21 protein-coding genes are annotated in these 20,885 nt (G+C 74.9%); 10 read left to right on the forward strand and 11 right to left on the reverse strand.

Annotation, left to right across the window (positions count from 1 at the left end):
* Window positions 1-144: 144 nt before the first annotated feature.
* The 5 genes from LWC35_RS12025 to LWC35_RS12045 form a co-directional block, all read right to left on the reverse strand.
* Entirely contained in the window at window positions 145-984 is an 840-nt protein-coding gene (locus LWC35_RS12025; RefSeq protein ID WP_232870154.1) for an energy-coupling factor ABC transporter ATP-binding protein, read from the reverse strand.
* Complete coding sequence (cbiQ, locus tag LWC35_RS12030; protein ID WP_232870155.1) at window positions 981-1,721, reverse strand: cobalt ECF transporter T component CbiQ; 741 nt, start codon at window positions 1,719-1,721, stop codon at window positions 981-983. Before cbiQ ends, LWC35_RS12025 begins: the two co-directional genes overlap by 4 nt.
* Window positions 1,721-2,038: an energy-coupling factor ABC transporter substrate-binding protein gene (locus LWC35_RS12035; RefSeq protein ID WP_232870156.1), complete on the reverse strand. Its 318-nt coding sequence runs from the start codon at window positions 2,036-2,038 to the stop codon at window positions 1,721-1,723. Before LWC35_RS12035 ends, cbiQ begins: the two co-directional genes overlap by 1 nt.
* Entirely contained in the window at window positions 2,035-2,733 is a 699-nt protein-coding gene (locus tag LWC35_RS12040) for an energy-coupling factor ABC transporter permease (protein WP_232870157.1), read from the reverse strand. Before LWC35_RS12040 ends, LWC35_RS12035 begins: the two co-directional genes overlap by 4 nt.
* A gap of 166 nt (window positions 2,734-2,899) precedes the next feature.
* The gene (locus LWC35_RS12045; protein ID WP_372463035.1) at window positions 2,900-3,391 is read right to left on the reverse strand and encodes a MarR family winged helix-turn-helix transcriptional regulator; all 492 of its coding nucleotides are present in this window, start codon (window positions 3,389-3,391) and stop codon (window positions 2,900-2,902) included.
* A gap of 59 nt (window positions 3,392-3,450) precedes the next feature.
* Between LWC35_RS12045 and LWC35_RS12050 the strand changes: the two genes are divergently transcribed.
* The 6 genes from LWC35_RS12050 to fahA all read left to right on the forward strand — a co-directional run bounded on the left by LWC35_RS12050 (window position 3,451) and on the right by fahA (window position 9,969).
* Window positions 3,451-3,837 (forward strand): DUF5313 family protein, encoded by a 387-nt coding sequence (locus tag LWC35_RS12050; RefSeq protein ID WP_308194525.1) that lies wholly within the window; start codon window positions 3,451-3,453, stop codon window positions 3,835-3,837.
* A 223-nt stretch (window positions 3,838-4,060) separates the two neighbouring features.
* Window positions 4,061-5,047, forward strand: a complete 987-nt coding sequence (locus tag LWC35_RS12055) for an MBL fold metallo-hydrolase (RefSeq protein WP_232870159.1) — start codon at window positions 4,061-4,063, stop codon at window positions 5,045-5,047.
* 45 nt (window positions 5,048-5,092) lie between these two features.
* Window positions 5,093-6,766, forward strand: a complete 1,674-nt coding sequence (locus LWC35_RS12060; protein WP_232870160.1) for an FAD-dependent monooxygenase — start codon at window positions 5,093-5,095, stop codon at window positions 6,764-6,766.
* A complete protein-coding gene (locus LWC35_RS12065; RefSeq protein ID WP_232870161.1) occupies window positions 6,741-7,952 on the forward strand; it encodes a homogentisate 1,2-dioxygenase in 1,212 nt (403 codons plus the stop codon). The genes LWC35_RS12060 and LWC35_RS12065 overlap by 26 nt, the downstream gene beginning before the upstream one ends.
* The gene (locus LWC35_RS12070; protein ID WP_232870162.1) at window positions 7,949-8,800 is read left to right on the forward strand and encodes a hypothetical protein; all 852 of its coding nucleotides are present in this window, start codon (window positions 7,949-7,951) and stop codon (window positions 8,798-8,800) included. Before LWC35_RS12065 ends, LWC35_RS12070 begins: the two co-directional genes overlap by 4 nt.
* Window positions 8,797-9,969, forward strand: a complete 1,173-nt coding sequence (gene fahA, locus LWC35_RS12075; protein WP_232870163.1) for a fumarylacetoacetase — start codon at window positions 8,797-8,799, stop codon at window positions 9,967-9,969. Before LWC35_RS12070 ends, fahA begins: the two co-directional genes overlap by 4 nt.
* A gap of 470 nt (window positions 9,970-10,439) precedes the next feature.
* Here the strand turns inward: fahA and LWC35_RS12080 are convergent, their stop codons facing one another.
* The 3 genes from LWC35_RS12080 to LWC35_RS12085 form a co-directional block, all read right to left on the reverse strand.
* Window positions 10,440-11,339 carry an LLM class flavin-dependent oxidoreductase gene (locus LWC35_RS12080; protein WP_232870164.1) on the reverse strand — a complete coding sequence of 300 codons (900 nt, stop codon included), beginning with the start codon at window positions 11,337-11,339 and terminating at the stop codon, window positions 10,440-10,442.
* A 111-nt stretch (window positions 11,340-11,450) separates the two neighbouring features.
* Window positions 11,451-11,585, reverse strand: coding sequence for a hypothetical protein (locus tag LWC35_RS39150; RefSeq protein ID WP_269803996.1), 135 nt, complete (start codon window positions 11,583-11,585; stop codon window positions 11,451-11,453).
* Window positions 11,582-12,160 carry a hypothetical protein gene (locus LWC35_RS12085; RefSeq protein WP_232870165.1) on the reverse strand — a complete coding sequence of 193 codons (579 nt, stop codon included), beginning with the start codon at window positions 12,158-12,160 and terminating at the stop codon, window positions 11,582-11,584. Before LWC35_RS12085 ends, LWC35_RS39150 begins: the two co-directional genes overlap by 4 nt.
* A 255-nt stretch (window positions 12,161-12,415) precedes the next feature.
* On the opposite strand from LWC35_RS12085, the gene LWC35_RS12090 reads away from it, so the two are divergent.
* The 3 genes from LWC35_RS12090 to LWC35_RS12100 all read left to right on the forward strand — a co-directional run bounded on the left by LWC35_RS12090 (window position 12,416) and on the right by LWC35_RS12100 (window position 16,374).
* Window positions 12,416-13,684, forward strand: a complete 1,269-nt coding sequence (locus LWC35_RS12090) for an alkaline phosphatase (protein ID WP_232870166.1) — start codon at window positions 12,416-12,418, stop codon at window positions 13,682-13,684.
* A gap of 167 nt (window positions 13,685-13,851) precedes the next feature.
* Window positions 13,852-14,796 carry an AurF N-oxygenase family protein gene (locus tag LWC35_RS12095; protein WP_372463036.1) on the forward strand — a complete coding sequence of 315 codons (945 nt, stop codon included), beginning with the start codon at window positions 13,852-13,854 and terminating at the stop codon, window positions 14,794-14,796.
* A 51-nt stretch (window positions 14,797-14,847) separates the two neighbouring features.
* Entirely contained in the window at window positions 14,848-16,374 is a 1,527-nt protein-coding gene (locus tag LWC35_RS12100) for an FAD-dependent oxidoreductase (RefSeq protein WP_232870167.1), read from the forward strand.
* On the opposite strand, the gene LWC35_RS12105 is transcribed toward LWC35_RS12100, so the two are convergent.
* The 3 genes from LWC35_RS12105 to LWC35_RS12115 all read right to left on the reverse strand — a co-directional run bounded on the left by LWC35_RS12105 (window position 16,371) and on the right by LWC35_RS12115 (window position 19,016).
* Complete coding sequence (locus tag LWC35_RS12105) at window positions 16,371-17,753, reverse strand: PLP-dependent cysteine synthase family protein (protein ID WP_232870168.1); 1,383 nt, start codon at window positions 17,751-17,753, stop codon at window positions 16,371-16,373. The two genes, LWC35_RS12100 and LWC35_RS12105, sit on opposite strands and share 4 nt — an antisense overlap.
* Window positions 17,754-17,775: 22 nt before the next feature.
* Window positions 17,776-17,973: a hypothetical protein gene (locus tag LWC35_RS12110; protein ID WP_232870169.1), complete on the reverse strand. Its 198-nt coding sequence runs from the start codon at window positions 17,971-17,973 to the stop codon at window positions 17,776-17,778.
* Between the two features lie 134 nt (window positions 17,974-18,107).
* Complete coding sequence (locus LWC35_RS12115) at window positions 18,108-19,016, reverse strand: DMT family transporter (protein ID WP_232870170.1); 909 nt, start codon at window positions 19,014-19,016, stop codon at window positions 18,108-18,110.
* A gap of 228 nt (window positions 19,017-19,244) precedes the next feature.
* Here LWC35_RS12115 and LWC35_RS12120 point away from each other — a divergent pair, with 228 nt between their 5' ends.
* Window positions 19,245-20,801, forward strand: coding sequence for a long-chain-fatty-acid--CoA ligase (locus tag LWC35_RS12120; protein WP_232870171.1), 1,557 nt, complete (start codon window positions 19,245-19,247; stop codon window positions 20,799-20,801).
* The last annotated feature ends 84 nt before the right edge of the window (window positions 20,802-20,885 follow it).

A 20,885-nucleotide genomic window follows, 5' to 3' on the forward strand; every position in this document is an offset into this window, starting at 1 on the left:
GGGGGCGCCCCGGTCGTGCTCCGCCGCGGGGCACCGGCTCGGCCGGACGTTCCCGCGTGCCGACGGTCCCTGGTCGGGACGGTCGCCAGCAGGGCCCAACGGCCCGGCGCCGGGGGACGGACGCCCTGCCCGGGCCGTCGGCCTTCACTGCGGGGCGACCGCGGCGGGCAGGTCCGCGAGCGCGGCGTAGAGCTCGGCCGGTGTGCGCGGGCGCGCGGCGGAGCCGAGGGCCTCGAGGAGCCGGTGCACGCCCGGTGCCCAGGCCGGACCCAGCCGCGCGGACCGCAGCAGGTCCGCGTCGCCGAGCACCTCGTCGACCGCGGCGACCCGCACCCGGCCCGCGGCCACGACCGCGACCTCGTCGGCCCACCGGTGGGCGAGGTCGACGTCGTGGGTGGAGAGGACGACCGTGGTCCCCCCACGGTGCAGCGCGTCGAGGGTGGCGAGGAGCTCCTCGACGCCGGCGGGGTCCAGGCCGGCCGTCGGCTCGTCGAGCACGAGCAGCCGGGGGCGCATCGCGACCGCCCCCGCGATCGCGGTGCGCTTCTTCTGCCCGAACGACAGCAGGTGGGTGGGGCGGTCGGCCAGGTCGGCGATGCCGAGCGCGGTCAGCGCGGCGTCGACGCGGGCGGTGACCTCGGCGGCGGACAGGCCGAGGTTGAGCGGGCCGAAGGACACGTCCTGGGCCACGTCGGCGGCGAAGAGCTGGTCGTCGGGATCCTGCAGGACGAGCTGGACCTGTTCGCGCAGCCGGGTCAGGCCGCGCCGGTCCCGGCGGACGGGCTCGCCGTCGAGCAGCACCCGGCCCCGGCCCGGTTCCAGCAGCCCGAGCAGCAGCCGGAACAACGTCGTCTTGCCGCCGCCGTTGGGGCCGAGCACGGCGAGGCGGCGGCCCTCGTGCAGGGACAGGGTGGCCCCGGTGAGCACCGGGCGGTCCGGGTCGTAGCCGAAGACCAGGTCGTCGGCCCGCAGGATCGGGTTCACCGGGGCACCAGCAGGAACGTGGCCACGACGACGGCGGCCAGCAGCACGCACGTCGCCGCGACGAAGGCGGCGGAGAGCTCCCGCGCGGCCACCTGGACGCGCAGCGAACCGGTGTAGCCCCGGGAGGCCAGCCCCTGCTCCAGCCGCCGGGCCCGGTCGAAGGCGCGCACGAAGACCGCTGCGCCCTGTCCGCTCAGCGCGCGGTAGGACGTCCGCCAGGTGCGGAAGCCGAGCCGGCCGGCCTGGGCCTCGCGGACCGCCCGCAGGGACTCGAGCAGCAGGAACAGGAAGCGGTAGGTCAGCGCCGCGACCTCGGTGACCGCCGGCGGCACGCCGATCCGGTTCAGCCGGGGCAGCAGGTCCGCGAGCGGGGTCGTCGCGGCGAACAGCAGCAGGCACAGCAGGGCGGCGGTCGCGCGACCGGCAAGCTGCGCCGCCTGCGGGAGCCCGGCCGGTTCCCACCGCAGCCACGGGTCGCCACCGAGGGACACCAGCAACGGCAGCATCCCGGTCACGACGAACCCCAGCGGTACCCGGACCGCCCGCCACAGCGCCCGGCCCGGCAGCCCGGCCGGCCCCAGGACCAGCACGAGGGCCACGCCACCGGTGAGCGCCGCCCCCGGCCACGTGGGCAGCACGAGGGTCAGCACCAGCAGGCCGAGCGAGAGGAGTGCCTTCTCCCCGGGGTGCCGCGGCCGCCAGCGGTTCGTGTAGGCCGCCGCGTCGAGCGGCAGCATCAGGGGGTGTCCTCGGGGTGGCGGTCCGCGGGGCCGCGCGCGAGCCGGCGCTTCGTGCGGGCCGCGCCGAAGTAGTAGCCGACCACGCCGGCGCCGATCGCGGCCTGCAGCGCGAACAGCCCGGACTCGATCTCGCCCGACGGCGGCTCGTAGATCGAGGAGAACCAGGGCTCGTAGTCGGGGTGGGACTCGGTGATGGCCTGCTCGGCGAGCCCGTCGGAGCCGCCGAACTCGCCCTGCACGAACAGCACCGGGATCGCGGCGAGCGCCACGACGGCCAGCACCAGCAGCCAGTTGACCAGGGTGGAGCGCTTCACGCGCCGACCTCCTTCGCGGTAGGGGTCGCCGGCGGGGTGGGCAGCACGCCCAGGCGGCGCAGCTCGTCCGGGCTGACCCGGACCAGCAGCCGGACCACCAGCAGGGTGAGCAGGCCCTCGCTCACCGCGAGCGGGATCTGGGTGATCGCGAAGATCGAGCCGAACTTCACGACCGCCCCGCCGACGCCGGACGTGGCGTCGGGGAAGGCGAGGGCGAGCTGCACGCTGGTCACGCAGTAGGTCGCGAGGTCGCCCAGCGCCGCGGCGAGGAACACGGCCGGCCCGAGGCCGCCACCGAGGCGTCGGACCAGCCGGTACGTCCCGTACGCCACCCACGGGCCGACGACCGCCATCGAGAAGACGTTCGCCCCGAGCGTCGTCAGGCCGCCGTGGGCCAGCAGGACGGCCTGGAAGAACAACACGACGGTCCCGAGCAACGCCATCACGGGTGGTCGGAAGAGCACCGCTCCCAGTCCGGTGCCCGTGGGGTGCGAGCACGAGCCGGTCACCGAGGGGATCTTCAGCGCCGAGAGCACGAAGCTGAAGGCGCCGGCCGCGCCGAGCAGCAGCTTCGAGTCCGGGTCGGTCCGGACCTGCTGCACGACGGCCCGGGCCCCGTGCACCACGAACGGGGCCGAGGCCACGGCCCACGCCGCGGCGTGCAGGGGTGGGAGATAACCCTCGGCGATGTGCACGACCCGCTCCTTCCGGACACTTCTGCGGACCATGGGACCGTAAGGTTCCCGTCGGATCAGGTCAACGGTTGAACACTCCTTCAATCGTTGTGGCCCGGGGTCCTCGATCCGGAGGGCAACCCGTTCCGTGTGTGCGAGGGGCGCCGGGCTGAGCGCTCGCCGCACCTCACCCGCCGTCGGGTGCCGTCCGGCTCGCCGCGATGACCTCGGTCAGCACGGCGTGGAGGTGCTCGAGGTCGGTGAGCGGCATCCCCAGCCGCTCGATGATCGCCGGCGGGATGCGCTCGGCCTGCGCCCGCAGCGCCCTTCCCTCCGCCGTGAGGCCGACCGCGAGCATGCGCTCGTTGCCCTCGACCCGCTTCCGCGTCACGTAGCCGGCGGCCTCCAGCCGCTTGAGCAGCGGGGACAGGGTGCCGGGGTCGAGCGCGAGGGCCGTGCTCAGGTCGGTCACGGAGCGGGGCGAGCGCTCCCACAGCGCCAGCATCACCAGGTACTGCGGGTGCGTGAGGCCCATCGGTTCGAGCAGCGGGCGGTACAGCGCGATCACGTTGCGCGCCGCCACGGCCAGCGCGAAGCAGACCTGCCTGTCGAGCTTGAGCAGGTCGGTGTGCGCGAGGGTCGCGAGGTCACCCTCGTCACGTCGTCCGGAGTCGGCCACGCCGCCAGTGTACGATCCTTGGTGCGCAAAGTGTTGGGGTGAGGATGATGACCGGAACCGTGAGGCCGAATCCGCTGCGTTGGCTGCTCTACGCCTACGGGGCCGGCCTGCCCCCGCGGCACAAGGAGTGGGTGCTGCACGACGTGACCGCCCCGACCTGGCGGTGGCGGCACCTCGCGCGCGCGACCGCCCAGCTGGCCCCGATCGCCGTGCTGCTGTACGTCTTCATCCCCGGCGAGCCCTGGGTCCGCGCGATGGCGGTGCTCGGCGGCCTGCTGATCGGCTACTTCTACTCGTTCGCCTACATGTACGAGTCGGCCGAGCACCGGGCCGTCAAGGCCGGCTACCCGCAGGGCGGCGCCGCGGCGGTGCGGGACGAGGCGCACGCCGACGAGCGCCGCGAGCAGGAGGAGCGCTACGCCGCCCGCTGGCGGCAGGACGACTGACGGGCTCCCGGTTCGGCCCCTTCCGCCGGCGACCCTCCCACGCCGGCGCCGGCGGGGGGTCCCGCTGCTCCATCAGTGTTCAAATCCTTGACGAGTTCTGGCGCTCGTCCCGTCGACGCCCTACCGTTCCTCGGGTAGTCAAACCTTTGATCGCTGCTCCGGTGCGTGCCGCCGGGTGACGGTCGGGTTTCCGAGACCTCCCAGCGACGGGAAGGGACTGTCGATGACCCAGCACGCGCCCGAGGCCGGCACGGCCAAGCCGTTCGCCTCCTCCGCCGACACCACCGCCAAGGAGCAGAGGCTCGAGGTCCTCGCCGAGGGCGTCTACGCGCTCACGGCCGAGGGCGACCCGAACATCGGGGCGGTCGAGGGGGAGGACTTCCTGGTCTGTTTCGAGGCCCTCGCCACGCCGGTGGCCGCGCGGAAGTGGCTGGCGAAGCTGCGCGAGCACACCGACAAGCCGGTGCGCTATCTGGTGCTCTCGCACTACCACGCGGTCCGTGTCCTGGGCGCGAGCGCGTTCGACGCCGAGATCGTGGTGGCGCACGAGAACACCCGGGCGCTGATCGCCGAGCGGGGCAAGCAGGACTGGGAGTCGGAGTTCGCGCGGATGCCGCGGCTGGCCGAGGCCGCCGACTCGGTGCCCGGGCTGACCTGGCCGACGCTGACCTTCGCCGAGCGGCTCACCCTCGACCTGGGTGGTGGGCGCGGGGACCTGGTGTTGCAGTACCACGGGCGGGGGCACACCGAGGGCGACCTGACCGCGTGGCTGCCGCGGCAGCGGATCCTGTTCGCCGGCGATCTCGTCGAGGCCGAGGCGGCGCTCTACACCGGTGACGCCTTCCATCGGGACTGGGCGACGACCACCCTGGACCGGGTGCAGGCGCTCGGTGCGGAGCAGCTGGTCGGGGGCCGGGGCGCGGTCACGCGGGGCCGGGCGGCCGTCGACGCGGCGATCGCGCAGACCCGCGGGTTCCTGCAGGTGATGCTCCGCGAGGTCGGTGGGGTGCAGCAGCGGGGTGGGACGCTGAAGGAGGCGTTCGAGGCCACGCACGCCGCGTTGGTGGGCGACTACGGGCACTGGCCGATCTTCGAGCACTGCCTGCCGTTCGACGTCTCGCGGCTGTGGGACGAGCTGTCCGGCGTCGAGCGCCCGGTCGTCTGGACCGCCGAGCGCGACCAGGAGGTCTGGGCCCAGCTGCAGGGGTGAGCGCGGTCGCATCGACCGCAGGACTCGCGACGACGGGAGTACCGCATGACCACCGCACCTCGCCCGCGGAGCAGGGACCGGTCGGCGGGCGCCTGGCCCGCCGCGCCGGTGCTCGTCCTGGGCGCCGGCCCGGTCGGACAGACCACCGCCCTGCTGCTGGCCCGCTGGGGCGTGCCGACGGTCGTGCTCGACCAGCGCCCCGAGCGGGACCGGGTCGGGTCGAAGGCCATCTGTCAGCAGCGTGACGTGCTCGACGTCTGGGAGGCGGTCGGCGCCGGCCGGCGGATCGCCGCGGAGGGCGTCACCTGGACCACCGCGCGCACCTTCCACCGCGACCGGGAGCTGTTCGCGACGGAGCTCGCCGAGCCCGGCCGCCCGGCGTTCCCGCCGTTCGTCAACATCTCCCAGACCCGCACCGAGGAGATCCTCGACGAGTGCATCGCCGCGGAACCCCTGGTGGACCTGCGCTGGGGGCACCGCGTCGTGCACGTCGAGCAGGACGACTCGGGGGTCCGCGTCCGCCTCGACGACGGCCGGGAGCTGCACGGCTCCTACCTCGTCGTCTGTGCCGGGGCCCGGAGCGACGAGCTGCGCCGGCTGCTCGGGGTGCGCTTCGACGGGCGCTCCTTCGACGACCGCTTCCTCATCTGCGACATCCGTGCGGACCTGCCCGGCCGGGCGAGCGAGCGGCGGTTCTACTTCGACCCGGAGTGGAACCCGGGCCGACAGGTGCTGATCCACCCGTGCCCGGACTCGACCTTCCGCATCGACTGGCAGGTCCCGGCCGGCTACGACCTGGACGACGAGGTCGCCTCAGGTGGGTTGGACGCCCGGATCCGGCAGATCGTCGGCGACCGGGACTACGAGCTCGTCTGGAAGTCGGTGTACCGCTTCCACTCCCGCGTGGTCGACCGGATGCGCTGCGGCCGGGTCCTCGTGGCCGGCGACGCGGCGCACCTCGTGTCGCCGTTCGGCGCGCGGGGCCTGAACTCCGGGGTCGGCGACGCCGAGAACGCGGCCTGGAAGATCGCCTACGTCGGGCACGGCTGGGCCCCCGACGAGCTCCTGGAGAGCTACCACGCCGAGCGGCACGCCGCGGCCGTGGAGAACCTCGCGGTCACCACGGCGACCATGGACTTCCTGGTCCCGCCGGACGAGGACCGCGCGCGGCACCGCGCCGAGGTCCTGAGCCGCGCGGCGACCGACGCCGACGCCCGCGCCCGGGTCGACTCGGGCCGGTTGTCCGAGCCGTTCTGGTACGTCGACTCCCCGCTGACGACCGCGGACCCGCGGCGCCCGTTCGGCGGGCGGCCGCCGCGCGGGCAGGTCCCCCCGGCCGGGCCGGGGGTGCTGCTGCCCGACGCCCCGGTCGTCGTCGCCGGGAGCGCTGCCGGCGGCCGGGCCCGCGCGCTGGCCCGGGACGGGTTCCTGCTCCTGACCGGCGCCCGGGTCGACCACGCGGCGGCCACGCGGGCCGCCACGGCGGCGCACGGTCCGGTCCGGGTCCTCGCCCTGCCCGAGATCGACCTCGAGGGCACCCTCACCGCGACGCTCGAGGCGCGGCCCGACGAGGTGTGGGTCGTCCGTCCGGACGCCCACGTCGCCGCCGTCCTGGCCGACCCGACCGCCGCAGAGATCACCGGCGCGCTGCACCGCGCCGCCGCACACCCCGTGACCCGGGAGGAGAGCCACGATGGCGTTCTACAGGCGAGTCGGTGACGTCCCGCCCAAGCGGCACACCCAGCACCGGACCGCGGACGGCGGCCTGCACTACGAGGAGCTGATGGGGGAGGAGGGCTTCTCGTCGGACTCCTCGCTGCTCTACCACCTCGGGGTGCCGTCGGCGATCGTCGACGCCACGCCGTGGGAGCTGCCGGACCAGACGCTCACCGAGAACCGGCCGCTGATCCCGCGACACCTTGCGCTGCACCGGCTGACCGGCGACGACTGGAAGGCCGTGGACCCGGTGACGGGCCGGCGGCTGGTGCTGGGCAACGCGGACGTGCGGATCTCGTACGTGGTGGCGGGGGAGACGTCGCCGCTGTACCGCAACGCGGTGGGCGACGAGTGCGTGTACGTCGAGTCCGGCAGCGCGACGGTCGAGACGGTGTTCGGCGTGCTGCAGGCGGTGCAGGGCGACTACGTGCTGATCCCGCGCGCGACCACGCACCGATGGATCCCGACGGGCTCGGACCCGTTGCGGCTCTACGCGATCGAGGCGAACTCGCACATCGCGCCGCCGAAGCGGTACCTGTCGCGCTTCGGGCAGCTGCTCGAGCACGCGCCGTACTGCGAGCGCGACCTGCACGGGCCGGCCGAGCCGTTCGTGGTCGAGGGCACCGAGGTGGAGGTGCTGGTCAAGCACCGCGGCTCTGCTCGATCATCTGGCAGCGGGATCACCGGCACCCGCTACGTGTGCCCGACGCACCCGTTCGACGTGGTCGGCTGGGACGGCTGCCTGTACCCGTACACGTTCAACATCGCGGACTTCGAGCCGATCACCGGGCGGCTGCACCAGCCGCCGCCCGTCCACCAGGTGTTCGAGGGCACCAACTTCGTGATCTGCAACTTCGTGCCGCGCAAGGTGGACTACCACCCGCTGTCGATCCCGGTGCCGTACTACCACTCCAACGTGGACTCGGACGAGATCATGTTCTACTGCGGCGGGAACTACGAGGCCCGCAAGGGATCCGGCATCGGGCAGGGCTCGATCAGCCTGCACCCCGGCGGGCACTCCCACGGCCCGCAGCCGGGTGCGGTCGAGCGGTCGCTGGGCGTCGAGTTCTTCGACGAGCTGGCGGTCATGGTGGACACGTTCCGGCCGATGGAGCTGGGCGAGGGCGGCATCGCGGCCGAGGACGACGCCTACGCGTGGACCTGGGCGGGCCGCGGGCCGGCGTCATGACCGCTCGGGTCCCCGCGCTCGTCGCGGGTCTGTGCGACGACGCCGCGGTCTTCCCGCCGGGTCTGGCCCCGTTGCCCGACGCGGTGCGGGCCCACCGGGAGCGGCAGGACACCTGGTACGCGGGGCTCGTCGGGCCGCTGGTGCTGGGGGCCGCCGCGCTGCCGCAGCTGGGTGCGCTGCTCGCGCCGGGCGAACGGCTGCCGCTCTCGGTCACCCTGCCGGGCGGGCCGGCGGGCCTGCCCGCGGTGCTGGCGGGGTGCGCGCGGCTCCCCGTGGAGCTGCGCTCGGTCGAGGTCGCGGTACCGGAGGCCATGGCGCCCGCGCAGTTCCTGGACCTGCTCGCCGCGGGCCCGGAGCGGTCCGGCGACCTCGACGTGTACGTCGAGGTGCCCCGTGACCGGCGGCGCGGCGCGGTGCTCGAGGCGCTCCCCGGTCGCTACCGGGCCAAGTTCCGCACCGGAGGCGTCCGGGCCGACCTCCACCCGGACGAGGCCGAGCTGGCCGCCGCGGTCGCCGCGGTCGTCGGGGCGCGAGTGCCCTTCAAGGCCACCGCCGGGCTGCACCACGCCGTGCGCAACACCGACCCGCGGACCGGGTTCGAGCAGCACGGCTTCCTCAACCTCCTGCTCGCCACGGACGCCCTGGTCCGCGGCGGGACCGAGGCGGACGCCCGCGCACTGCTCGCCGAGCGCGACGGGGCCGTCGTCGCCGACCGGGTCCGATCCGTGGGCCCGGAGGTGCGGGCCCTGTTCACGTCGTTCGGCACCTGCAGCATCACCGAGCCACGCGACGAGCTGGTCGATCTCGGCGTGCTGGCCGCGCCCCTCCCGGAAGGAGTGCGTTCGTGAGTGTCGTCGAGGTCCCGGCGGGCTCGCCGTTCGGGCCGGAGAACCTGCCCTACGGGGTCTTCTCCGTCGCCGGCGGCCGCCGCCGGGTCGGGGTGCGGCTGGGTGACAGCGTGATCGACCTCGCGGTGCTGCTCGAGGACGAGGTCTTCGCCGCCCCGTCGCTGAACCCGTTCCTGACGCAGGGGCCGGAGCGGTGGGCGCAGGTCCGCGAGCGGATCACCGCGCTCGTCGCGAGGGACGTGCCCGGTCCTGCCGTCCGTCCGGTCCGGGACGTGACGCTGCACCTGCCGTTCGAGGTCGCCGACTACGTGGACTTCTACGCCTCCGAGCACCACGCGTCGAACCTCGGGCGGTTGTTCCGGCCCGACGCCGAGCCGCTGATGCCGAACTGGAAGCACCTGCCGGTCGGGTACCACGGCCGGGCGGGCACCGTGGTCGTGTCCGGGACCGAGATCGTGCGGCCGTGCGGGCAGCGCAAGGCACCCGACGAGGCCGCGCCCTCGTTCGGCCCGTCGCGGCGGCTGGACATCGAGGCGGAGCTGGGGTTCGTCGTCGGCGTCGGGTCGGAGCTCGGCGGCCGGGTCGGGGTGGACGAGTTCGCGCGGCACGTGTTCGGGGCGGTGCTGGTCAACGACTGGTCGGCCCGCGACATCCAGGCCTGGGAGTACGTGCCGCTGGGCCCGCACCTGGGCAAGAGCTTCGCCACCTCGGTCTCGCCGTGGGTGGTGCCGCTCGCCGCGCTGGAGGCGGCACGGGTGCCGCTGCCGGGACAGGACCCGCAGCCGCTGGAGTACCTGCGCGGCGGCGAGGACTGGGGCCTGGACGTCGAGTTCGTCGTGGAGTGGAACGGCGAGGAGGTGTCCCGGCCCCCGTACCGGGAGATGTACTGGTCGCCGGCGCAGATGCTGGCGCACATGACCGTGAACGGGGCGTCGGCCCGGACCGGGGACCTGTTCGCGTCGGGCACGATCTCGGGGCCGGGGCGCCGTCAGCGCGGCGCGTTCATCGAGCTGACCTGGGGCGGGCGGGAGCCGGTCGTGGTCAAGGGTGAGGAACGGACCTTCCTGCTCGACGGCGACGAGGTCACCCTCTCGGCCACCGCCCCGGGGCCGGACGGTTCCCGTATCGGGTTCGGCGAGGTCACGGGCCGAATCACCCCGGCCCGCTGACGGCGCTCACGCACTGCTGCCGACCCCGACGTGCCTGGCTACCGACCGTCACCGAGCTAACACACGGCACGGTCGGGACGAGGGTCATCACGAGCGGGCGGCGCCCAGAAGGGGGGTCCGGGCGCCGCTCGATCGCCTGCACCGGGAGTGCCGGGGCCGCACCGGCAGTCCCGTGAACCGGCAGTACGGGAGCGGGAACCGCTGGCGCGAGCGAGCGTCCGACCCTGCGCTGCCCCACCGACGACAGGCGAGGGGCTCCGCCGAACGCGCCGCGATCGCGATTCGGTGGCCTGGTGCTCGCCGGCCGACGGGCCACGCGGACAGGTTCTCGACGACCAGGGCGCCCTCGCCCGGTACCCGTCTGGCGACCCCCGACCCCACCCGAGGAACCCCGACCCCCCCGCGACCGACCTGGACGAGCCATCGCCGTTCTGACCGGGGTCGGGACGGAGTCGGGACGGAGCGGAGCGCTACCCGCGCCGCTCCGCCTCGACCAGCTCCCGTGTGCGCGGGGCGACCTCGTGGGCGTAGCGCTCCAGGGTGGCCCGGTCGTCGGACTGGAGGAGGAAGCCGGAGACACCCTCGGCGAGGGCGAGGTCGGCGAGCTCCTGCGCCCACTGCTCGGGCGGCCCGACGAGCAGGCCGCCACCGGTCTGCGCGAACCGGCCCTCGACGTTGAGCAGCCGCCGGACCGCGGCCGGATCGCGTCCGGCCGTCGCGGCGCCCTCGTCGATCAGGGCGGTCATCGCGGTGCGGGAGGCGGGGCCTTCCGGCAGGTAGGAGAGTGTCGGGAGCCAGCCGTCGGCGAGGCGGCCGACGAGCCGGAGCATCCGGGGGCCGTAGGCGCCGATCCAGATGCCGATGTCGTGGGCGGGCGCCGGGCCCCGCTTGGCCCCGGCGACGCGGTGGAACTCGCCGTCGACCCGGACGCCGCCGCGCTCGTCGGCGGCCCAGATGCCGCGCAGGATCGCGATCGCCTCCTCGAGGGCCTGCACGGCCTGGCCCGGAGCGAGCCGGGGGCCGCCCATCGCCTCGATGGCGTCCCAGAAGCTGCCCGCGCCGAGGCCGAGCTCGAGGCGGCCGCCGCTCAGCCGGTCGAGGCTCGCGGCGCTGCGGGCGAGGACGGCGGGCGGGCGGAGCGGGAGGTTGAGCACGTCGCCGGTGAGCCGGATGCGCTCGGTCCGGGCGGCGACGACGGACATCAGCGTCCAGGTGTCGAGGAACTGCGGCAGGTACGGATGGTCCTGGAAGGCGACCAGGTCCAGGCCGGCGCGGTCGGCCGCCACCGCCAGGTCCACGGCCTGGCCGGGCGGGTCCGCGACCGGCGTCACGAAGCAGCCGAAGAGCAGGTCGTGTCGGTAGTCGGGCACACGTCGAGGGTGGAGGCGGACGTCCCGGCGGGCAAGGGGCCGCGGCAGGGCGAGGAGAGGCGGGGCGTGCGGGCGCGACGCAGCCCCGCCGCCCCCGCCGCAGCGGCGCCGTCAGCCGCGGACGCCCTGCCGCACCCAGGCGACGGCGTCGGACACGCGCACCCCGCGCGGCCGCCAGCCGAGCCGGCTGCAGAGGTCCTGGAAGGCCTCGGGGGTCAGGGCGTGCCGGACCTGCAGGCTCCTCACCTGGTCGACGAGCTGTGCCGGGGCGCCGTGGGTGTTGAGGTACTCGACGAGCTGGGGCAGCGTGTGCACGGATCCTCCTTCGGGGGAGCGTCTCGGGCGCCGGGTCCGGCGCCGGGGAGAACACTGCGGTCCGGGCCGAGGAGCGGGCTGTGCGCGACGTGTCCGAGCACTGTGAGGACCCCGCCGGGCCGGGCGCCGGTCCGGTACGCCCGCAGGACCGCGGCGAGCCCGCGGAACACCAGCGCGGCGCCGACCACGACCACGAGGGCGCGCAGGTCGGCGGGGCCGGTCTGCAGCTCGCCGAGCCGGTGCGCGGAGAAGCCGTCGTAGACCGCCCAGCCGACGGCGCCCGCCACGGCGGCGCCGGCCGTGGACGTCGCGGTCGCGACGAGGCCCGCGGCGAGGGCGGCGAGCACCAGCCCGCCGACGCCGACGCCAACGCCGACGTCGGCCGGGTCGCAGGCCCAGGCGACCACCTGCGCCCCCACGGCGGCCGGCACGCCGAGGAGCAGCCCGCCGGCGCACCCGGGCGGGCCGGAGGGAGGAGCGGCACGGTGCCTGCGACTCTGCAGCATGCCGCGAGCCTGCTGCGGCGCGCGGCCACGGGGCCGGTTCCTGACACGATGTTGACGCGCGGCGCGCGAATCCGAACGCGGTCGTGGCGCGCAGTCCTCGACCGGAGCCCCGGACGCCCCGCCGAGGACGGCGAGGACGGCGAGGAAGACGAGGACCCCGACAGCCGCAGTCGATCTCGGGTGATCGGGACGATTCTCCTGAGGTGCGGCCGGGGTTCACCGGGCGGTCAGGTCACCGCGCAATCGTCGTCGTCCGTGATCACTCGATCGAGGCGCCTCCCCACCACGGCCGCACTGGCGGTGACGGGCACCGTGCTGGCCGTCGCCGCGGCGGCGGGCTGCTCCACCCAGGCCCAGGCCGGAGCGGCGGAGCCGGGCGCGAAGAACGTCATCTTCGTCAACGGCGACGGCATGTCCGCCGCCCACCGGGAGGCCGGGCGGCTCGCCCAGGTCGGCCTCGACGGGCAGCTCGGGATGGACGAGATGCCCGTCGGCGGGACGCTGACCACCGACTCGCGCGACCCGAAGTCCCTGGTCACCGACTCGGCGGCGGCGGCGACCGCGTGGGCGACGGGGCAGAAGACCTCCAACGGGGCCATCTCCGTCGATCTCGACAAGAGGCCGCTGCCGACCCTCGGGCAGCAGGCCAAGCAGGCGGGCAAGGCCACCGGCCTCGTCACCACCGCGCAGGTCACGGACGCGAGCCCGGCCGCGTTCTTCGCGCAGACCGCCGACCGCAAGAACCAGGACGACATCGCGCGTCAGTACCTCGAGCAGAGCAAGCCGGACGTGATCCTGGGCGGCGGCGAGGACTGGTGGCTGCCGAAGGGCACGCCGGGTGCCTTCCCCGACACCCCCGCCGAGGACCCCGAGGAGGCGAGCCGGGGCACCAGGGGCGACCTCGTCGCCGAGGCGAAGCAGCAGGGCTACGCCTACGCCTCGACGCCCGCCCAGCTCGCCGCGGCCGACGGCCCGAAGCTGCTGGGGCTCTTCGCGAACGAGGAGATGTTCCAGCAGGGGCCGGAGGGCCAGGGCGACGTCTACGCCCCGGTCGTCGACCTGGCGACCATGACCCGCAAGGCGCTCGACACCCTGACCGGCACCGGCGGCGACAAGGGCTTCTTCCTGTTCGTCGAGGAGGAGGCGGTCGACGAGTTCGCCCACGACAACAACGGACCGAGGGTCCTGCAGGCGATGCAGCAGCTGGAGTCGGCCGTCGACGTCGCCCGGGCCTACGTCGCCGACCACCCCGACACGATGCTCGTGGTCACCGGCGACCACGACTGCGGCGGGCTGACGGTCGAGGCGCCCGCGACCGGGCCGGCCCCGGCCGGCACCCCGGCTCCCGACGGACCGTTCCCGGTCCCCGGCAGCACGCAGCAGTTCGTCATGAAGTGGTCGACCGAGGAGCACACGGACGTGCCGGTGCCGGTGAGCGCCGAGGGCCCCGGCTCCGAGGCCTTCGACGGCCGCCACGCGAACACCGACGTCCACGAGATCCTGGCCCGCTCCCTCGGGGTCTGACCCCGCTCCGGTCCGATGCCGCGCCGGCGTCGTCGGGAGGCCTCGAGCGCTCTGGACGGCGCCGGCGTCACGCCGACGGGGGACGGCCTCCGGTTGCGAGGATGTGTTACCGCCGGTAACGTTACCGCCGGTAACGCCAGTAGTCGTCGATCCGCGAAGGAGCGACCATGGACGACACCATTGCCCTTGACCGCCCGCTGACCAGCGCCGACCGGGGCGCCGACACGGCCGTCGAGGGCGACCTCGGCGACGTCACGCGGCGCCTGCTGCGCTCGTCGGAGATGCTGTCCTTCGACCCCGTGCAGGAGGTCGACTGGGAGACGCCGCTGGACACGGCCTTCCACGGCGCGAGCCCGGAGTGGAGCACCCTCTACGGCACGGCCTACTGGGACGAGCTGACCCCGGAGCAGCAGCGCGAGCTGACCCGCCAGGAGTCGGCGTCCGTCGCGAGCACCGGCATCTGGTTCGAGATGATCCTGCAGCAGATGGTGCTGCGGGACTTCTACGCCAAGGACCCGACCGACCCGGCCTTCCAGTGGGCGCTCACCGAGATCGCGGACGAGTGCCGCCACTCGATCATGTTCGCCCGCGGGGTGGCCAAGCTGGGCGCGCGGCCGTACCGGCCGAAGCGGTCGGTCGTCGAGCTCGGCCGCGCGTTCGCGGCGCTCGCCGGCGGCGAGGCGGCCTACGCGGCGATCCTGGTCGCGGAGGAGGTCCTCGACGTCATGCAGCGGGACTGGATGCGCGACGAGCGGGTGGTCCCCTTCGTCCGCACGATCAACAACATCCACGTGGTCGAGGAGTCCCGGCACATGAAGTTCGCCCGGGACGAGGTCCGTGAGCGGATGCGGGGCGCGGGCGCCCTGCGCCGCCAGGCCGACGCCGTCGTGATCGCCGGGGCGGCGTACCACATCGTGACCAGCATGGTCAGCGACGACGTCTACGAGGCGGCCGGGCTGGACCGCAGGCGGGCCGTGCGCGAGGCCCGGGCCAACGAGCACCACAAGGCGCTGCTGCGCTCGAGCTGCGCCGGGCTGATGGAGTTCCTCGGCTCGGCCGGGCTGCTCACGCCGGCCGCGCGGGCGATCTACCGCCGCGCGAACCTGCTCTGAGCGGACCGGGACGACAGGACAGCCGACAGGACACGGACGACAGGCCCCGCGATGCCGTACGCGATCACCCAGACCTGCTGCACCGACGCGTCGTGCGTCGCGGCGTGCCCGGTCAACTGCATCCACCCGACACCGGACGAGCCGGACTTCGGCACCACGGACATGCTCTACATCGACCCGCGGTCGTGCATCGACTGCGGCGCGTGTGCCGACGCGTGCCCGGTCGAGGCCATCCACCCGGTCGACCTGCTGAGCGGCCCGCTCGAGGGGTACGCGGAGGTCAACGCCGAGTTCTACGCGGACCGGCCGACGTCGGCGGTCGACGAGGCGGAGCGGACCCCGGTGTTCCACCGCTGGGGCCCGCCGTCCTTCGACCACGCCGTCCCGGCCGGCTTCCCGGCGCTCGACGTGGCGGTGGTCGGCACCGGGCCGGCGGGGATGTACGCGGTGCAGGACCTGCTCCTGCACACGAACGCCCGGGTCACGCTGTTCGACCGGCTCGCCGTCGCGGGCGGGCTGGTGCGGTTCGGCGTGGCGCCCGACCACCCGTCGACCAAACGGATCGGCGAGTCGTTCGCCCGCCACCACCGCCACCACCGGCTGCGGATGCGGCTCGGGGTGGAGGTGGGCCGGGACGTCACGCCGGCGCAGCTCGCCGCCGAGCACGACGCGGTGATCTACGCCGTCGGTGCCGCGGAGTCACGCTCGCTCGGCGTCCCGGGGGAGGACCTGCCCGGCAGCCTGCCGGCCACCACGGTCGTCGGTTGGTACAACGGCCATCCCGAGATCGCGCCCGGCGCGGTCGACCTGTCGTCGGGGCGGGTGGTCGTCGTCGGCACCGGGAACGTCGCGCTCGACGTCGCCCGGATCCTCACGGCCGACCCGGCCGACCTGGAGGACACCACGATCGCGGGTGCGGCCCTGGACCTGCTGCGCGGGTCCGGTGTGCGCGAGGTCGTCCTGCTGGCCCGGCGCGGCCCGGACACCGCCGCGTACACGCGGCCCGAACTGGTGGCGCTGCTCCACCGGGAGGGCGTGGAGGTCGTGGTCGACGACGCCGACCCGCGCACCGGGAAGGCGATCGACGAGGCGGCGCCGGGCGAGCACGCCGCGCTGCTGCAGACGGCGCGCCGCGAGGTCGTCGACTGGTCGGTGCCGGGGCCCGACGGCCGGCGCCGGCTGGTCCTGCGGTTCCACACGTCGCCCACCGCGATCACCGGCTCCGGCCGGGTCGAGGCGGTGCGGGTGACCGGCCCCCACGGCGAGGTGGAGATCCCGGCCGGGATGGTCGTCCGGGCCGTCGGGCACCGCGGGCGGCCGCTGGCCGGCCTGCCGTTCGACGACGCCACGGGTACGGTCCCGAACCACGAGGGCCGCGTCGAGGGCATGCCCGGCAGCTACGTCGTCGGCTGGATCAAGCGCGGCTCCACCGGGGGGATCGGCGCCAACCGCACCGACGCCGCCGAGACCGTCAGGGCCCTGGTCGACGACGCCGTGGAGGGCAGGCTGCCGAACCGGCGGAGGCGCCGTATCCCGTTGCCGCTGCTCGGTTCGCGGCGGCGCCATCGGGTGTCCTAGGCCACTCCGGCCCGGGCGGCGAGGCCGGTGCGGGTCAGCAGCCCGGCGAGCCGGCCGTCGCGCAGCAGCACGGCGTACGCGGCACCGGCGGCGTCGAGGCGGACGAGGGCCTCGTTCGCGGTCTCGCCGGTGCCCACGGTGACCGGCGGCGGGCCCGCGAGCCCGCCCACCGGCGTCGCCGGGTCCCTGCGGGCGGCCTCGGCGGCGAGCACCGCCGGGTCGAGGACCCCGAGGACCTCGGAGGCGGCGGTGGCGAAGTCGGGGCTGCGGCCGGGCAGGACGACGGGGATCACGGGCTGGTCGTGTGCCGGGCCCGCGGCCAGTGCGGCGGCCTCGCCGAGCGGCGTGCGGGTGGTGACGGTGTGCACCGGCGCGGCGGCGTCGGCGAGCAGCCCGGGGCGGTCGTCGTCGAGGAACCCGAAGCGGCGCAGCCAGTCCACGGAGTGGTACTTGGACAGGTAGGCGCGCCCGGAGTCGGGGAGGACGGCGACCACGGTGTGCTCGGGCCCGAGCCCCCGCGCGACCCGCAGCGCCGCCGCCACGACCAGCCCGGACGAGGCGCCGACCAGCAGCCCCTCCTCGCGGGCGAGCCGGCGGGTGGTCAGCACCGACTCGCGGTCGGGGACCGCCTCGATCCGGTCGACGACGTCCTGGTGGTAGGACAGCGGCCAGGTGTCGTCGACGGTGTCGGTGTGCCGGTAGTGCCCGGAGGCCTCGACGAAGAACGGGCTGCCGTCGCCCCCGTGGTAGACCGAGGTCGCCGGGTCCGCGCCGACGACCTCGACCCGGCCCACCTCCTTGAGGTACCGCCCGGTGCCCGAGATCGTGCCGCCGGTGCCGATCCCGGCGACGAGGTGCGTCACCCGGCCCTCGGTCGCGGCCCAGATCTCGGGGCCCGTCGTCGCGTGGTGGACCGCCGGGTTCGCGGGGTTGTCGTACTGGTCGGCGAACCAGCCCCCGGGGGTCTCCGCCGCGATCCGCTGCGCCAGCCGGTTGACGTGCTCGGGGTGTTCGCGGGGCAGGCTCGCGGAGGTCGTCACGACCTCGGCGCCGTAGGCGCGCAGGATGTCCAGCTTCTCCACGGCCACCGTGTCGGGCAGGACGACGACGATGCGGTGCCCGCGGACCGCCGCGGCCTGCGCGAGCCCGATCCCGGTGTTGCCCGAGGAGGCCTCGACGATGGTGCCGCCGGGGGCGAGCACGCCGTCGCGCTCGGCGGCGAGCACCATCGCGGCGGCGGCCCGGTCCTTCACCGAGCCGCCGGGGTTGAGGTACTCGGGCTTGACGAGCACCGTGGCCGCGAGACCGGCGGTGAGCCGGTGCAGCCGGACGAGCGGGGTGCCCCCGACCAGGTCGATCAGTGAGTCGTGGATGACCATGGCCCCGGACGATGCCACACGCTCAGACGTGCGCACAGGCGATCAGGTCGCCGGGGGCGCCGAGGGCGCGCAGGTCGGCGAGGACCCGCTCGCGGTCGCGGTCGGCCGGGAGGATGCCGCCGAAGGGGGCGGCGGGGCGGAACTGCTCGAGCCGGAACGGGTTCCAGCGGCGGCGCGGGCGGTCGGTGCGGCGGGCGGTGCGGGTGAAGGTGATGCTCATGGCCGTGCTCCCTGTCGGTGTCCACGGGGCTCGTTCCCCGCTGGACACACCGTCCCGCCGCGGCGCCCGGGGCACCGTCGGGCCGACGCCCGATCCGCCGGGGGAGCGGGGTGTCGGGCGATCGGGGGACGGGCTCAGCGCGGCGCGGCCCGGCTGTCGTCGCTGCTGTCGTCGCTCTCGCTGCTGTCGCCGCTGTCGTCGCTGTCGCTGAGCAGGGGCGAGCGGACCAGCACGAACGTGCCGAGGATCAGGGCGGCGCCGCCGGCGGCCGCCATGGCGTACCAGGCGCCCCCGCGGACGTGCTCGTCGTAGACGACCACGCCCCAGGCCGTCGCGAGCAGCGGGTTCGCCAACGTGAAGCCCGGCTGCGAGGCCACCAGGCTCCCGGCCTGCAACGCGGTCTGGAGCAGGAAGAACGACAGCGGCCCCACGACGACCACCGTCCAGGTCTGCCACGCGGTGAGGACCCCGGACACGCCCTCCCGCTGCGCGATCGCCCCGACCGCCGCCACCAGCACCGCGACGTAGCCGAACGCCGTGCCGGTCCCGACGCCGAGCCATCCCGCGCGCGCCGCACCCGTCGTCGCGCGGCCGGCCGCCACGGTCACCCCGACGATCAGGGCGACGACGGCGGACCCCACCGCCCACATCCAGCCGGGCACCCCGACGGGGTCGCCGCCCTGCGGGGCCAGCGCGACCACGACCATCGCCAACCCGGCGGCGAGCACGGCGATCGCCGTCCACTCCTGGCGGCCCGGTCGCGCGCCGAAGGCCCATGCGGCCAGCAGCACGGTGAACGGGAGCTCCGCCACCAGCAGCGGCTGCACGACCGCGACCCCGGCCAGCGTCAGCGCGACGGCCTGGACGAGGAACCCCACGATCACACAGGCGATCCCGCCCAGCCAGGACGGCCTCCGGACCAGGTCGAACAGCAGACCGATCGAGAACTCCCGCTCGGCGGGCTCCTCGCGGGCCGCCTTGCGCTGCAACACCGAGGCGGCCGCGTTCAGCGCCGCCGCCACCACTGCCAGGACAGCACCCACGCGCCCGGATAACCGTTCCCCCGGAACTCGAACCGCCGGCGGCGATGAGTTCCCGCGCACGGTGCTCGGGGCGATCGGCCTGTACGTGCGGCCGACCGGCCCGCTGACCGCTCCGGTCACGCCGGACGCTCCGCCCCGGTCCGCCGCCGGGCCGGGCCTTGAAGGAGCCCACAAGCCGCCGCGCCGCGGGCGGGTGACAGCCCCCGCCCGCCCGACGACCCTGACGCCATGACGACGCGCCCCGGCGAGCTGCTGATCACCGACTTCCTCCGTCGGGCGCGCCGGCACCATCCCCACCGCGAGATCGTGGCGTACGCGCACGGCGACGAGGTCCTGCGCTACGACTACGCCGCCTACGCCGACCGGGTCCACCGGCTGGCGGGGGCGCTGCGCCGGCTCGGCGTGCGGCCGGGGGACCGGGTGGCGAGCCTGGCCTGGAACCACCACCGCCATCTCGAGCTCTACGCAGCGGTCCCGCAGGTCGGGGCGGTGCTGCACACGCTCAACCTGCGGCTGTCCGCCGAGGAGATCGCCTACATCGCCGGGCACGCCGACGACCGGCTCATCGTGGCCGACGCCGAGCTGGCCCACCTGCTCGACGGCGTGCAGCCCGAGCTGGGCGTGCTCGACACCGGCGACGCCTACGAGGCACTGCTGGTCGAGGGCCCGGCCTACGACGGCGAGCCCGGCGTGCGCGAGGACGACCTCGCCGTCCTCTGCTACACCTCCGGCACGACCGGCCGGCCGAAGGGCGTCGGGTACAGCCACCGCGGTCTGTACCTGCACACCTTCGCCGCCTGCCTCGCCGACGGACACGCGATCTCCGCCGCGGACACCGTGCTGCACGTCGTGCCGATGTTCCACGCCAACGCCTGGGGCGTCCCGTTCGCGGCCACGATGACCGGCGCGACGCAGGTGCTCCCCGGGCCGCACCCGACGCCGGCGGAGATCGCGCGGATCATCGAGCGGGAGAAGGTCACCTACGTCGGGATGGTGCCGACGGTGGCCGTCGACATCCTCCGGCACGTCCGCGAGCACGGCGGCGACCTGCGCAGCCTGCGCGCGCTGGTGCTCGGCGGCTCCACCCCGAGCCTCGCCCTGATCCGCGACCTCGAGGAGGAGCTGGGCATCCCCGTCTACCAGGGCTGGGGGATGACCGAGCTGTCCCCGATGGCCAGCTTCACCCGCCCGCCGCGGCCGATCGCCGACCGCGAGGAGCACCGCCGGCGCACGCAGAGCCAGGGCCGGCTGCTGCCGGGCCTGCAGTGGCGGATCGTCGACGACGCCGGCGGCGAGCTCCCGTGGGACGGCGAGTCGGCGGGGGAGCTGCAGGTCAAGGGGCCGTGGGTGGCCACCGGGTACTACCTCGGCGAGGCCCCCGAACGGTTCGACGACGGCTGGCTGATGACCGGGGACGTCGCCGTGATCGACCCGGACGGCTGGATGCGGATCGTCGACCGCGCCAAGGACCTGATCAAGAGCGGGGGCGAGTGGATCAGCTCGCTGGCCCTGGAGCAGGCGCTGCTGGCCGACCCGGAGGTGGCGGAGGCCGCCGTGGTCGCCGTGCCGCACCCGCGCTGGCAGGAGCGGCCGCTGGCGCTGGTGGTGCTGCACGCCGGATCGACGGCGACGGGGGAGGAGCTGAAGGCGCGGCTCGGCGAGCGCGTACCGCGCTGGTGGCTGCCCGAGCGCGTCGAGGTCACCACCGAGCTGCCGCGCACCAGCGTGGGGAAGCTCGACAAGCGGTCGCTGCGCGAGCACTGGTCGGCCGGCGTCCACGCTTGACCGGCGCAGCCTGACCGGCGCACACCGGCCCGGACACGGACGAGGGGCCGCGGGGAGAACCCGCGGCCCCTCGTCGTCGTCGCC

This window comes from Pseudonocardia kujensis (assembly GCF_021283305.1).
Taxonomy (GTDB): Bacteria; Actinomycetota; Actinomycetes; order Mycobacteriales; family Pseudonocardiaceae; genus Pseudonocardia; species Pseudonocardia kujensis.